Source organism: Metabacillus sp. KJ11-3, assembly GCF_055808295.1.
Genome location: NZ_CM147865.1, coordinates 1115380 through 1129215, shown reverse-complemented (window position 1 = coordinate 1129215; position 13836 = coordinate 1115380). Strand labels below are relative to the sequence as shown.

The window sequence follows — 13836 nt, the reverse complement described above, 5'->3', positions numbered from 1 at the left end:
GGGAGAAAATTCGTGTTGTTCCTTATTTAAGAGAGAACTTCTCTTTTTGGTATACTGTAATGCGGTCTTCCAATTGACTTATATTCAATATTTCCTTTAGCCATTTCGAGGGGATCAAAACAATTTCTTCCATCAATAACAACCGGTCTTTTCATTTGATGAAATGACCTAGCTTTTATAGACCTGATTTGTTCCCATTCTGTTAATATAATAATTGCATCAACACCAGTTAATGTTCCTTCAGGGGTATCACTATAATTCACCTCTTTAGGTAGAACCTCCTTAGCCTTTTCTATTGCAACTGGATCATACGCTATTACCTCTGCACCATCATTGATCAGTTTTGTAATAACTGACAGTGAAGGTGCCTCACGAATATCATCTGTATTAGGTTTGAATGCTAGCCCAAGTACCCCCACTTTTAACTCTGTAAATGAAGAATATACTTCTCTTAATTTTTCTAGTACCAGTACTTGTTGCTTCTTATTAACATTGATGACACCTTTTAATAATTCGAAATCATAATGAACGTTTCCAGCAATTTGCATTAGTGCTTTGGTATCCTTTGGAAAGCAAGATCCACCATATCCTATACCTGCTTTTAAGAATTGAGGCCCAATTCGGGGATCTAATCCCATACCTATTGCAACTTCTTCCACATTTGCATTTACACGTTCGCAAATATTAGATATTTCGTTAATAAAACTTATCTTCGTTGCAAGGAATGCATTTGATGCATATTTAATCATTTCAGCGCTTTCTATTGTTGTATGAAAAATAGGTGTTCCAAATGGTTCGTTTATTCTTTCTATTACTCTCGCAGCATATTCACTTTCAGAACCAACTACAATTCTATCTCCATGAAATGAATCATGGATTGCTGATCCCTCTCTTAAAAATTCTGGGTTTGATATTATATCAACTTTTACATCCATTAAAAGGTTTTCAGTTATTAGCTGTTTAATTTTATGATTTGTTCCTACTGGTACTGTGCTTTTTGTCACAACAATTGTATCCATTGTTATATTCTTAGCAATAGAAATAGCTACTTCTTCTATAAATGCTAAATTGGCAGAACCATCTTCTTTTTCTGGAGTACCTACAGCTATGTAAATGACCTCTGCCTGATAAAAACCTTCTCTGTGATCTGTAGTAAAGAATAATCGATTTTCACTCATATTCTTCTTCATTAGATCACTAAGTCCCGGCTCATAAATCGGCGAAATACCTTTGTTCATTTTTTTCACTTTTTCTTCATCAATGTCTATACATGTAACGATATGCCCTATCTCAGAAAGACTAACACCAGATACAAGACCAACATATCCTGTTCCTACGACTGATATCTTCAAACTTTTGCCTCCTATGAAGGTTACTTTAAGAGTGATTGTTCAACAGGCTGGGGTAATAAGTTTCTCATGATTTGTTCAACATCTTTACCGATTTTTCCATTATTTAGTGCAAACTCTATTGTTGTTTTAATAAAACCTAGAATTTCACCTACATCATGACGTGTTCCTTCAAAATCGTATGCAAAAACACGTTGATATTTATTTAATTGTTGAATCGCATCTGTTAACTGGATTTCTCCACCAGCACCAATTTCTTGTTTATCTAAATATTTAAAAACTTCAGGGGTGAAAATATATCTACCCATAATGGCGAGGTTTGAAGGTGCAGTTCCTGGCGCAGGCTTTTCAACAAAATCATTTACTTGATAACGACGTCCATCGTTTGAAATTGGAGAAATAATTCCGTAACGAGAAGTATCTTCATCTGCAACATGTTGGACACCAATAATTGAAGATTGAGTTTCCTCATACTCATTAATCAATTGTCTTAAACAAGGAGTATCACTTTGAACAATATCATCACCTAACAACACCGCAAATGGTTCATCTCCAATAAAGTTTCGTGCACACCATACAGCATGGCCTAACCCTTTAGGCTCTTTTTGTCTGATATAATGGATGTCTGCCAGATTAGATGAATGCTGAACACGTTCAAGCAGATCATATTTCCCTTTTTCCTCAAGATTACGTTCCAACTCTGAGGAAGCATCAAAGTGATCTTCAATTGCTCGCTTACCCTTCCCTGTTACAATAATGATATCCTCTATACCTGATGCTACTGCCTCTTCCACTATGTATTGTATTGTTGGTTTATCCACGATTGGTAACATTTCTTTAGGTAAAGCTTTTGTTGCGGGTAAAAAACGTGTGCCCAATCCAGCTGCTGGTATAATCGCTTTTCTTACCTTTTTCATTCTTACATCCTCCTTTTTATTTATAGCTAGATAGCTAGATAAAAAGGACCATATAGATCTTTCTTATCTAACCATCTAATAGATTAAATAGGGCATTTAACCCCTCCTCACATCATACTCTTGCAGACAAGCGCTAAGGTTTATCGAGTAAAAAAACCCACAGCATGACCGAGTGCCTCTATTGATAAAGGTTAAGAGACATCACCATATTCTTTATTAAGAACATTTATGTAAAAAAATTATATGATAACTATTTTATAACCATTAAATTATTCTTAATAAAGAACAGATAAATACAGATTATTTTTCTTTTTTTATCAGATAAACTTATATACAAGTTTCAAACATGTGAGAACGATACCACGTTAATCATAGTGGTTATAAAATTAAACTCTACTAAACTTTTTTTCGTTTTTTTCTTTTATTTCTAACAGCACCATTCAGCACAGCACCAAGAAAATGAGCTTTTGTATTTAATAACATATCTCTGGCTGTTTCGATTGTTTCAGCATTATTACCATCACTTTTAATAACCAATAATACACTATCACAAATATTTGAAAGAATAATGGAATCTGCTACAGTTAAGGTCGGTGGAGAATCAAAGATTATTAAGTCATAGTTCTCTCTTACTTGTGAAATAAACACTTCCATTTTCTGTGATCCTAATAATTCTGATGGTTTTGATGGTATTTGCCCACTTGTTAAAATATCTAGATTAGTCAAATTACTCTGTTGAATACACTCTGCTATGGAAATACGCTCACTTAAAATATCTGAAAGCCCTATGTTGTTACTTAGCATAAGAGAGTTATGAACAGTTGGTTCCCTTAGGTCCGTATCAATGAGAAGAACCTTTTTTCCAACTTCTGAGAACGCTATTGCTAAATTTATTGCAATGGTTGTTTTCCCCTCTAATTCTTCACTAGAGGTTATGACTAATGTTTTTAATCCTTTTTCATTCAATTTTGGCTGCAAATTTGCACGCATGGCATGATATTGCTCTTGAATAATTGACTTCGGGTTTAAATGGACTAGTAAATTATTATTTTTTTTGCTACTCTTTCGATCACTTAGCTGTTGACGCTGCATAAACTGTACCCCTCTCCTCCAAAGATTGGATAAAAGATTGTGGTAAACGATCTTTCTCAACTACTGAAGAGATAACGCCAATTACCTCTATATCTAATCTCTCTATGTCTTCCTTTGAACGAATCGTTGTGTCAAGAAATTCAAACAATAGAACAAGTCCTATACCCACAAATGCTCCTAATGCAATTGCTATAGCTACATTGACCTTTATGTTAGGACTTACTGGATCATTATTTGACTTTGCCTCATTTAAAATACTAATATTATCAACTTGCATTAATTGAGGTAGTTTTTCTTTGAATGTTTGGATAGTTGTATTTGCAATTTCTGCTGCTCTTTCTGGATTAACATCTGTAGCAATTAAAGTAACAACCTGTGAGGAATCGGAATTTGCTACTTGTAATCTAGTACTTAGTTGTTCTGGTGTCATTGACAATCCTAAATTATCAACTACTTCTTGAAGGATGACTGGATTTTTAAGGATAACACTATAAGTATTAATCACTTCCAGATTTGACTTTATGTCAAGTTCACTTACATCTACAACTTTTTCCTGACCATCAGTAACTGTTTTTTTATTTACAAGAAATTGAGAGCTTGCTTCATATAAAGGTGTTACTGTGTAATATGTATATACACCACTAACTACTCCTGCCCCTAACGAAACGATTAAAATTAAAACAAGTTTTCTTTTTAAAGCAAACATGATTTCCTTAAAAGATTTTATTCCCTCCATTAAATTTCCTCCTTTTAGTTAAGAAACAAACCGTTCTCTATAAAGAATATATCATCATTCTACAATTTTATAAAGAACAAGTCGATAGTTTTTTTTGTCGATAAGTAGGTTTTTTTGAAGTTTCAGGCATTTTTACCCATATATTTTCACTAGATTTTCTAGTAATAAAGTTGGTAGCGCTAACATTTGATAAGTGAGGCACATTTATATTTTCAAAATGAGAAATTAATTTCTATTTACCAAAAAGTACTAGAACTTTTAATCTTTAAGGGAATAAAATGAATTATATAGGATTTCACATTTTTATTTACGGAGGAGATTATGATAAAAAGAAAAAGATATGTTTTTTTATTTTTTATAGTGGCGGTATCGATTATTAGTAGTCTCTTCCTCATCCTCCAAAATTGGATTGACGAAGGGGTTCGAATAAAAACATGAATTTTAATGAGATTTATGAGACCAATCCAATCAATGTTCTTAACAACCAACCCTATGAAAATTGGCAGCAACAAAATCTATTATTTGGACAATATTCCTATTATAAAACACCATGGCGAAGTTATATGGACACATGGGATGCTTCTCAATACTTGAATGTTCAAGGAATAAATTTTAATGTAAGTGAGAGAGAAGCTGCTGCTACTGCAAAAGTCTTGGCTGTAGCTGGAATACGTTCAGCTAGAATTGAAGTTCCTTGGCATCATATGAATTACGAAGACCCAACTACCATGACTGAGCAAAATAAAAAGAAATTAACAACTATTTTAACAGCACTTAAAAATAACGGAATAAGACCACTAATTCTTTTGAATGGTAACTCCGGGGCACCAAATCCCCTTATCAATAACGAAGTCCAGTTAGTAACTCCCGCCAAAAAGGGGGATAAAACTATACAAGTTGATAATACCTCATCAATCTTAACAGGATACACTGGCCTAAGGAATGACGGAAGATATCATACAGCATTTCCATTAGTAACCGAATGTAATTCAGAAACTGGTATCTGTCAGTTATCAGCTCCATTAAATACAGATCATGAGGCAGGAAACCTGCAATTAACAACCTTGAAGTACCAGCCTATTGGAGGAGCGAATACGGAAGAAACTGTAGAAGGTTGGATTCATTATATTAAGGAAGTTAGTCAAAGTGCAAAAGAAATACTGGGAGGTAATAATTTTGATCTGGAGGTTTGGAATGAGCTTTCCTTCGGAAGTCACTTTTTAAATTTGGATAATTATTATGAACCCAAGATTGAAAAAGAATCTATCGTATATAAAGGTATCGACTACGGAACGAATAGTTACCAAGCATTTTTACCTATTACAATTGATGTTATTGGAAAAGACCCTGATTACAAGGGCGTAAGAATTATCAATGGCTTTTCCAATCAAAGACCTTGGGATAATGGAGAAGAATTATTAGATGGGCAAACAGGTTTTAGTCGTCATTATTATACTGGATACGAACCACTTTCAGAAATTAATCCTAACAATTTAAGATATCCTAAAAATGCTCCAGTTAATGCAGTGGGATTAATGGATGGTCAACGTAATCCGAACGATTGGAACACTGTTGAACCCGGAACATTTTATGTGCCAAATCTTACAGCCGATTCACCTGAAAAATGGTTTACAGGAAATATTATAGAAAACATAGTTCGAGATATTCAACCAGCACCAAGCCAATGGGACAGTCATTACAGATACAGCCATAATGGTAATGGCAAACACGCTGAAGTCTGGATGACAGAAACCAATTGGTACCGACAGAACTATTTAAATAAGCTGGCTAAAGAATTAAATGTATCGATTACCGATCCTTCATTAAATGAGCTCGAGCAATCCTTAGCAACTAAGGCCCTTCTTCGTATTTACAGTTTTTATTCCAATAAAGGAATTGAGACAGTGAATATATATGCTGCGAAATCTGGTGATCATCAATTTAGTGTTATTCCTGAAGAATTTTTCAAAGCACTAAATAATAATAACGGTGAATTAACTCCTGAAATAGAAAAACTTGCAGGTCCACAGGTAGAAGCGATGAAAAATGTAACAAATATAATGCAACAAGGAGAGCCTATAGAATCTCCACGAAAATTACGGGTAATTGATATTCAAGTACCAAATCCAATTCTCCAATTCAAAGGAGATGGAACTGAAGCACATCCAGATGTATTCAATGTTCATGACTTAGCTGTCTTACCAACTCAATTAAGTAATAACAAATTTGCCATTGGCTATTACGTTGCAACACAGCATTTTACAAAAGCCTATCAAGAAGAATATTCTGCCACTGATCCTCGCCGCTATGATATGCGAGACCAATACTTTGAAGTCACCTTAAAAAATATAAAGGGAAAGGGTGCAAATATTTCAGTATATGATCCAATTATTAATGAAAACATTCCGGTTACAGTGACAAAACGAACATCTAATACAATCTCCATCAAAATGGCGGCTGTAGATTATCCTAGGTATTTAATGATTGAAGAAAATCAAGCTGGAGCACAAATTATTGATCCACAAATGAATGGAGATACTTTAAGTTTCACAAGTAAAACTAACGGAAAAGCTAAAATTACATGGGGACCTTACCAAAATAGAACAACAGGAAAATGGAATGTAAAATATTATAATAAAAACAATAATATCAGTGAAACTGATACTTCAAAATGGGAAGGTTTTGTTGAGGAAACGACTACTAAATCTATCGATTATGAGGACGATTGGAACCCTACAGGTACTGACAATTTCTCTGTTGCCTGGACTGGTAAAATAAACCCAAACTATAGTGAGGTTTATTATTTTAATGGTCCTCAATATAAAACAGATATGAGAGTTTATATTAATAATGAGCTAATATATAACTCGCGTGGCCCAGGAAATGGGTTTGATGCGCCAATAAATCAAGGATCAAAACAACTTGAGGCAGGTAAAGAATATGATGTAAAAGTATTATTTTCAACTAATAATCGTACTGCTCACCCAGCAAAATTATACTGGTGGAGTGCCAGTCAACCTAAAGAAATCGTTCCACCTATTCCTGATGGGACAGCCGAAAAAATTATAAATGTTAAAAAGAATCAAAATGTAAGGATTAATATTCCACAAGGTTTAGGTTATAAAGAGGGATATAAAATAACTATTATAGATAAAAATGGGATAACTAATTCATACCCTCAATGGGAATATGATACCAAGGCTGTAAATTGGGATAATAATTAACATTTTCATTATGACAAAAAGGTCGTCATAAGACGACCTTTTTACAACTTATTTTTCCGGAATAACGTTGGAAGCAGGATTATGGAATCACTCTCCGCCACCACCATCTCCAAATCCATCTGAAGAATCATCATGATCCCTCTTACCATGAGAATCTCCAATAACCTGCGGTGGAATGAAAGTAGAGTTTTCCTTCCGTTCCTTTGTATGATCTTTTGCTTTTCTACTAATTACCGATGCACCAACAATAATTAGGCATGTAATAAAGATGATTAATAAGATTAATCCTGTCATTAACGAATCCCCCTATTACCATGATAAACATAATTAAGTTTGTCATCAATTCCTTGTATAGATGTTTAACTTTGCTAGTCCATTTTGTCTAAAAATGATGTCTTTCCATCATGTATGAATTTTTTTCCATTGGTAAAAATAATTCATAAGGATGGTGTTCATAGGTGAAGAAGTGGATAGTTTTGCTTACTGTTTTATTCGGATTAACAGCGGTTCAGGTTTCATTTTCTCCTGAGGTTCATGCTGTTTCTCAAAAAACTTGGGAAGATGTGGCGGTAAAAGAGACGAAAAAAAGGTATCCGATGTCACAGGTTTTGTTTTCACAGAAAATTTGGGACAAAAAGAAAAAGATATTACGGTTAAACAATACAGATTTACGTTGCGCGAAGGAATGCAGGACTTTGCTGTATACACAACAATTACGTTTGATTCAGAGACTGGCGAAATTAAGAAAATTCAAGTTATCCCTGAGGCGTAAAAAAGCTGACAAAATTTATTGTCAGCTTTTTTGTTAACTTTTATTAATTAGTGATTCTTCTTTTTATTCATTAGAAGTTTAAGGGCGAACGGCAACACACCGAACCATCGGTTACTATAATACGATGTTGATAAATCCTGGTGTTTTCGTTCTTCTTTTTGCAGTTTTCTTGTTTCTTTTGGGGTATCCATGTATTTTACCAGTTGCTGTGTTACATATTTTACATAATCGTTTGTAGACAAGGTAAAAACACCTCATTATATTTTGGTTTCTACCTCTATCTATTTCCAATTTCGCTTTCTTTTAGTCGTTCTTTAATTTCCTTCACAATCACTTCAATATTTTTATGGTCTGTCTCAATTAGTAGTGAACAGTCGTTGTAGAAGCTTTCACGAGACTTATAAAGTTGATATAGCTCGTCCTTCGATTTTTTGCTTGCTAATGGACGGTTCTGATCTGAGTGTACTCGATCATAAATAGTATTAAGATCAGCGTGTAACATGACGATGTGACCATGTTCTTTCATCCAGGCTCTATTTTCTTCTTTTATTACGATGCCTCCACCTGTTGTAATAATGATATTCTCAGTTGGTAGCTCTTTTAGCATTTTCGTTTCTTCAAGTCGAAAATAATGTTCACCTTGTTGTTCAAACATATCTTTAATACTTTTGTTTAATTTCTTAATGATCTCCTGGTCTGTGTCCAGGACTGGAAGATTCAGTTCAGCTGCCAGTTTTTCTCCTACAGTTGTCTTTCCCGCTCCCATAAAACCTGTTAAATAAATTGCTTTCAACACTTGGTCCTCCATGTTTTCTTTCTACAATACCATATTTCTTAATATTCAGACCAGAATATCATTTCATTTTTTGATTTATCGAATTTGTAAGATGCTGTGTATTCTTTCGGTCCTTTCGTGCTGCATGTTAATTGAACCTCATATATCACATTATCACTTGTTGTTACATCATAAGAAAAAGAACCATTACTTGTATGAAAAATACCGCTGGATTGATCAACAGTATTCCCACTCTTTAATTCCTGTAAAGATTTCTTCACGGCTACATTCATCAAATTCTCCAGGATATAATATTGCTTTGTTTCTTCATAAAACGTCTTTTCACTGATTAAGATTGTTGAAATATGGGCTACGATTAGTAAACAGAATAATGCAATGACCATAATGCTTGGAAGGATAAATCCTTTTTGACTCCTCATATTTCAACCAATTCCTTATAAGAACGAAAAATATGTGTATACCTTTTTCCAGCTTCACTAACAACGGCTAATTCAAATCCTGAGTCATTTTGTCTAAATGTAGCCGTTTTAACTTTTAGTAACATAATTTCATGACCTAATCCCCCTACCTGTCTTCGAATTAGATTTTTGTATTTATTTATACTAATCTGTTGACCGTGTTTATTCTTAAAGGTAATGTTGGTTTCGTTGACGACAACATCACTTGATTCTTTGATTTCTTTATGAAGTTGAATAACAAACAATTCCCATTCAAATGGTTTCAAGTCCTTAGGATGCTGAGACTGAGAAACTAGAAAATGAAAGACGATCGTGACCGTGGATATGATGAAGATGTAAATAAAAAATGTAAGTAACAAATTCAATATCGTATACCCCCGTTCATTATGAAACAAGCAGGCAAACTGACTTTGTTTTTTTATAGTGGTTTTCCCATTCCAAACAGGCCTTTTGATCAGACATATCCTCCTTCCATGTGAGGTGATATGCCACATTGTCCTTCATAATCGTCTCGTTTACTTTTTCAGTATTTTGAAAAGATACACCTTGGACCTTTTCATGTAATAATTTTATGGCTGTTAAAGACTGCCTATTATTAGCTCTTTCTTGTGTAAGTAAAACAAGATGAGGGATGAAAACCGTGATGATTAGTAGCCAAATGCTAAAGGCTGTCATGGTTTCAGCTAATGCAAATCCTCTACAATTTTTGAATATCGAAACGTCCCTTTCCAAGATAATAAACCACCTTATACGTTTGGTTTTTATATGAAATATGAATTGTCCCCCCTTTTCGGATTGATCCGTTAGCATTAAAGACAACTCGATTTGAAAAGTTAGTAGCTTGTATGGTTATTTCGTTATTGTATTCTCTCTGGAGCAGTGGCAAGGTTATCCTATTTTCTCCGACAGTGTATCTATATTCGGTAGGTACAAAAAGGATGGTTGTTGCTTGTTTATTTACTATCGCGTATTGTTGAGCATACATCATATCTTTTTCAAATTGATGTAAGAATGTATCAATTACCTTTTGATTGTATATTGGTACAATATTGATGATTAAAACAAAGCTCATTATACTGACAATAAATAATACTAAAATCGATTCAATTAAGGTAAAACCATTTTTTTCATACTCATGACCCAACCTCAGAAACCTCACCATTTGAAGATATGATAACGTCGTTTCCGTTTGGACAAACCGGGAGTTCGCGGAGATAGCCATTATCTTTTAAATCTTGCATTGTGGGGATTTCCTGATTATCAATATGATAGGAGGTAGCTTGTGCTTGGACCATATTAATTAGTCCCTCACATCCTTTCTTTTGAATCCCTTGATTATGTTTCGTGACATTTGGAATCGTAATAAGCAGTAAAACAGAGATCACGAGCAAAACGATCAGCATTTCAATTAATGTAAATCCTTTTTCCTTTTTCATTATTAGACCCTCCTATAAACTTTCCATCATTTTATACATCGGCAGTAGCATCGATAAGTACACGAACAAGATGATTACTCCAACAAATCCGTAAATAACCGGTTGGATAATGGTCATCATTTTAATGGTTGATTGCTCAAGTTTTTCGATAATGAGTTGGCTGTAAGTATAAAGCTCTCTTGAAAGTTGACCATTTGCTTGGCCATGTAAAATCACTAATGACAGCTCTTTCTCATAAAAACCCCGATTCTCAATAATTGTGTGTAATTGATCTCCAGCACTTAACCGATTGATTAAGTATGCCCCCTCGACTTTAAAGAAAGGTAAAATATCTTGATTCTGAAAAACTTTCAAACTCTCAAAAGTTGACATTCCTCCTTTTAACAAATTACTAAGCTGTAAAGAAAAAAATAACTATTGAAAATAGTAAAAAACCTTTTTATAATTGGAATTTTTATGACTAGCAGCATTCGTTCCTCAACTGGCATTTTTCGAAAGAAAAAATAGAAATAACTGAGTAAACAAACGAATAAACCTGCCGCAAAAAAGCTACACCATTTCAGAGCTGTAAAGGATACAATGAGGAAAAGGGAGAAAAAGCTTGCTTCAATATTCATCGATTGATACAGTTGTTCAAACTGAGGACTTATAATAAAGTGAACAATGGATAAGATGATGCCAACAGTGATTATTAGAAATATCGGGTATCGTAATAGCTTTGCTAGCTTTTCCATTTGGGTAATCTTCTTTTGCAAAATATCACTACATTCCCGTAAGGAAAATTCCAAATCACCATGTTGCTCTGCAAAATAAAGATAGCTGATCACATCACGATGGAAATGTAGCTGACTTAATGCTAGACGAAGTGAAACACCGGATGAAAGCTTTTTTAAACATTGAAGTAAATCCACTTTTTTAAAACCATGTTCATTTAGAGAGATAAAGTTTAATGCTTCATTTAATGTATACCCTTTGTCTAATAAATCACTTAATCTTTTTAAGATCATTGTTTGATCATGTAATGTCCATTTTTTATTCTTCATGATGAAATACCCATCGATCATACGAATTCGGATATAGATACCCTAATGCTATTCCCTTCTTAATCACATCCTTAAGTGTTGGATAATGGTATTGGCTTACTTCTCCCTGCGCCTCCTTAATAACAGCAGAAAGATTTCTTCCATATAGTAATTCATAAATACTTAATCGTCTTTTCTGCCTAAGTTTTTTACAGAAGGGAGAACAATGACCCTCGCAAAACGGGCATTTTAATTGAACTAATCTTTGTGCTGACACCGCTATTAATGTTTGTTCGATTTCCGAGAGGCTCACATCAAATTCTAATAACCGGTATATCGCTCCTTTTGCATCTCTTGTGTGCATTGTTGAGAGAACCAAATGTCCGGTTAGGCTTGCCCTTATTGCAATTTGCGCTGTCTCTCGATCTCTTATTTCTCCAACCATAATCATGTCGGGATCATGTCTTAATATTGCTTTTAATCCAGCCGCATAAGTAATTCCTGCTTTTTCGTTAACTTGAACTTGCAGTACCTCCTCACTTTTTGTTTCAACTGGATCTTCAAGGGTGATAATATTACGGTTAAAATGTCGCTTTGCATAGTGGATGAGTGAATACAAGGTTGTCGTTTTGCCTGAACCAGTCGGACCGAAAATCATTAATCCATGAGAGTGATTTAAAATAGACAACAGTTTTTTTGTTGTGGAAGGAAACAAAGATAAGTGAGTAATTGGCGGAATTTTTTCTTGAGGCAGGATCCTTATCACAAGACTTTCTTCATGAATAGTAGGTAGTGTTGAAAGTCTTAGATGAACATTGATATTCGTTGTTGAAAGTGATAAGGCACCATTTTGCGGTCTTCTTCTTTCTCCAATATCCATTGATGCAAGAAATTTCAAATGCGAGATTATACGATCACAAATTTGTTTTTTCATTGAGTGTTTTTCAATTAACTCATCGTCAACTCGGAACTGAATAAGGGTTTCATGTTCCCTTGGTATGATATGTATATCTGAGGCTCGTAATGCACAGGCTTCCTCAATAATACGCTCACTAATTTGTTCAATGGATTGCAACCTATTTTTCTCCTTTCCTTAAGATAAAATCATTGTACAAAACTTTCAAGTAAACTGCACATGAGCAAAATTTCGTTTTGGTTTAAATATGGCTATTTATTTTTTAGATTTAATAGAGGAAAATCTGTTTTTTTCTATCTTATTTTGAATAGAAAATGGAAAATTACACATAATATAATTGTACATATGAACAAGCTAAATAAAAGAAATTATTGGGCTATAGCCAAGCGGTAAGGCAACGGACTTTGACTCCGTCATGCGTTGGTTCAAATCCAGCTAGCCCAGCTTAAGAAAAGACGTCTACTTAAACAAGCAGACGTCTTTTTCTATGATACTGACCGTTGTACCTCCTTCTTTTTCACAACCTTACTTAGTTCATGAAGGTTATATCCGATAATTAATTGTTGACCGTCAGTAATAATAGGACGGCGAAGTAACTTAGGGTCCTGATTTATAAGTTTGAGTAATTCAGATAGGGTAAGTTCATTAACATCAATTTCTAGATCTTTGTATGTTTGGCTTCTTGTTGCTAAGATTTCATCTATTCCTTCTGTTGTAAGTCTTAGCAAATCTTTTAGTTCATCAATTGTCGGCGGATCACGGAAAAGATGTCGTTCTTGAAAGTCAATATTTTGAGCTTTTAACAAGTGTTTCGCTTTTCTGCATGATGTACAACTTGGATAGCTGTAAAATGTTAGATGTTTCACAATACATCCTCCTCGGGTATATATTATTGATTTACTATTCGTTCCTAGATCATCATTACATCAATTGTACAATATTTGTATAACTTACGTACAGTAATTTACTTCATTTTAAACCAAACAATGTTACACATCTATATTTTCTTTTTAGATTGTGAATACTAGGTTGTAAACGCTATTTACAATTATATGAAGGGTACATTATAATGATTAGAGTGGTGGACTTGTATGGTCATACTAATATTTGTCAAAAGC

Annotated in this window: 18 protein-coding genes and 1 tRNA gene; 3 read left to right on the top strand and 16 right to left on the bottom strand. The window is 34.0% G+C overall.

The window, feature by feature from the left end:
* Positions 1–26: 26 nt before the first annotated feature.
* The 4 genes from AC0L8O_RS05810 to AC0L8O_RS05795 form a co-directional block, all read right to left on the bottom strand.
* Entirely contained in the window at positions 27–1352 is a 1326-nt protein-coding gene (locus AC0L8O_RS05810) for a UDP-glucose dehydrogenase family protein (RefSeq protein WP_473446931.1), read from the bottom strand.
* 20 nt (positions 1353–1372) lie between these two features.
* Positions 1373–2266: a UTP--glucose-1-phosphate uridylyltransferase GalU gene (galU, locus tag AC0L8O_RS05805; RefSeq protein WP_473446930.1), complete on the bottom strand. Its 894-nt coding sequence runs from the start codon at positions 2264–2266 to the stop codon at positions 1373–1375.
* A 396-nt stretch (positions 2267–2662) separates the two neighbouring features.
* A complete protein-coding gene (locus AC0L8O_RS05800; protein WP_473446929.1) occupies positions 2663–3358 on the bottom strand; it encodes a CpsD/CapB family tyrosine-protein kinase in 696 nt (231 codons plus the stop codon).
* Positions 3336–4094 carry a YveK family protein gene (locus AC0L8O_RS05795; protein ID WP_473446928.1) on the bottom strand — a complete coding sequence of 253 codons (759 nt, stop codon included), beginning with the start codon at positions 4092–4094 and terminating at the stop codon, positions 3336–3338. The genes AC0L8O_RS05800 and AC0L8O_RS05795 overlap by 23 nt, the downstream gene beginning before the upstream one ends.
* A gap of 434 nt (positions 4095–4528) precedes the next feature.
* Here AC0L8O_RS05795 and AC0L8O_RS05790 point away from each other — a divergent pair, with 434 nt between their 5' ends.
* On the top strand, positions 4529–7318 hold the full coding sequence (locus AC0L8O_RS05790) for a PA14 domain-containing protein (RefSeq protein ID WP_473446927.1): 2790 nt from the start codon (positions 4529–4531) through the stop codon (positions 7316–7318).
* Between the two features lie 87 nt (positions 7319–7405).
* Here AC0L8O_RS05790 and AC0L8O_RS05785 read toward each other — a convergent pair whose 3' ends face one another.
* The gene (locus tag AC0L8O_RS05785) at positions 7406–7612 is read right to left on the bottom strand and encodes a hypothetical protein (protein ID WP_473446925.1); all 207 of its coding nucleotides are present in this window, start codon (positions 7610–7612) and stop codon (positions 7406–7408) included.
* Positions 7613–7776: 164 nt separating this feature from the next.
* Here AC0L8O_RS05785 and AC0L8O_RS05780 point away from each other — a divergent pair, with 164 nt between their 5' ends.
* Entirely contained in the window at positions 7777–8127 is a 351-nt protein-coding gene (locus tag AC0L8O_RS05780) for a DUF3889 domain-containing protein (RefSeq protein ID WP_473446924.1), read from the top strand.
* A 10-nt stretch (positions 8128–8137) separates the two neighbouring features.
* Here the strand turns inward: AC0L8O_RS05780 and AC0L8O_RS05775 are convergent, their stop codons facing one another.
* Genes AC0L8O_RS05775 through comGA form a run of 10 tightly spaced genes read right to left on the bottom strand, consistent with a single transcriptional unit; the run spans position 8138 to position 12877 of the window.
* Positions 8138–8332 (bottom strand): YqzE family protein, encoded by a 195-nt coding sequence (locus AC0L8O_RS05775; protein WP_026558772.1) that lies wholly within the window; start codon positions 8330–8332, stop codon positions 8138–8140.
* A 35-nt stretch (positions 8333–8367) separates the two neighbouring features.
* Positions 8368–8883, bottom strand: coding sequence for a shikimate kinase (locus AC0L8O_RS05770; protein WP_473446922.1), 516 nt, complete (start codon positions 8881–8883; stop codon positions 8368–8370).
* Between the two features lie 41 nt (positions 8884–8924).
* Positions 8925–9305: a competence type IV pilus minor pilin ComGG gene (gene comGG, locus AC0L8O_RS05765; RefSeq protein ID WP_473446921.1), complete on the bottom strand. Its 381-nt coding sequence runs from the start codon at positions 9303–9305 to the stop codon at positions 8925–8927.
* Positions 9302–9709 carry a competence type IV pilus minor pilin ComGF gene (comGF, locus tag AC0L8O_RS05760; protein ID WP_473446920.1) on the bottom strand — a complete coding sequence of 136 codons (408 nt, stop codon included), beginning with the start codon at positions 9707–9709 and terminating at the stop codon, positions 9302–9304. The genes comGG and comGF overlap by 4 nt, the downstream gene beginning before the upstream one ends.
* A gap of 19 nt (positions 9710–9728) precedes the next feature.
* Positions 9729–10076, bottom strand: a complete 348-nt coding sequence (gene comGE, locus AC0L8O_RS05755; RefSeq protein ID WP_473446919.1) for a competence type IV pilus minor pilin ComGE — start codon at positions 10074–10076, stop codon at positions 9729–9731.
* Positions 10042–10488: a competence type IV pilus minor pilin ComGD gene (comGD, locus tag AC0L8O_RS05750; protein WP_473446918.1), complete on the bottom strand. Its 447-nt coding sequence runs from the start codon at positions 10486–10488 to the stop codon at positions 10042–10044. The genes comGE and comGD overlap by 35 nt, the downstream gene beginning before the upstream one ends.
* Positions 10478–10780: a competence type IV pilus major pilin ComGC gene (comGC, locus tag AC0L8O_RS05745; RefSeq protein ID WP_473446917.1), complete on the bottom strand. Its 303-nt coding sequence runs from the start codon at positions 10778–10780 to the stop codon at positions 10478–10480. Before comGC ends, comGD begins: the two co-directional genes overlap by 11 nt.
* Before the next feature lie 12 nt (positions 10781–10792).
* Entirely contained in the window at positions 10793–11152 is a 360-nt protein-coding gene (locus AC0L8O_RS05740; protein WP_473446916.1) for a type II secretion system F family protein, read from the bottom strand.
* Positions 11153–11160: 8 nt separating this feature from the next.
* The gene (locus AC0L8O_RS05735; protein WP_473446915.1) at positions 11161–11823 is read right to left on the bottom strand and encodes a type II secretion system F family protein; all 663 of its coding nucleotides are present in this window, start codon (positions 11821–11823) and stop codon (positions 11161–11163) included.
* Positions 11813–12877: a competence type IV pilus ATPase ComGA gene (gene comGA / locus AC0L8O_RS05730; RefSeq protein WP_473446914.1), complete on the bottom strand. Its 1065-nt coding sequence runs from the start codon at positions 12875–12877 to the stop codon at positions 11813–11815. The genes AC0L8O_RS05735 and comGA overlap by 11 nt, the downstream gene beginning before the upstream one ends.
* Before the next feature lie 213 nt (positions 12878–13090).
* Here comGA and AC0L8O_RS05725 point away from each other — a divergent pair.
* Positions 13091–13162, top strand: a tRNA-Gln gene (locus AC0L8O_RS05725).
* 41 nt (positions 13163–13203) lie between these two features.
* Here the strand turns inward: AC0L8O_RS05725 and AC0L8O_RS05720 are convergent.
* Positions 13204–13584: a Spx/MgsR family RNA polymerase-binding regulatory protein gene (locus tag AC0L8O_RS05720; RefSeq protein WP_156931802.1), complete on the bottom strand. Its 381-nt coding sequence runs from the start codon at positions 13582–13584 to the stop codon at positions 13204–13206.
* Positions 13585–13836 lie beyond the last annotated feature (252 nt).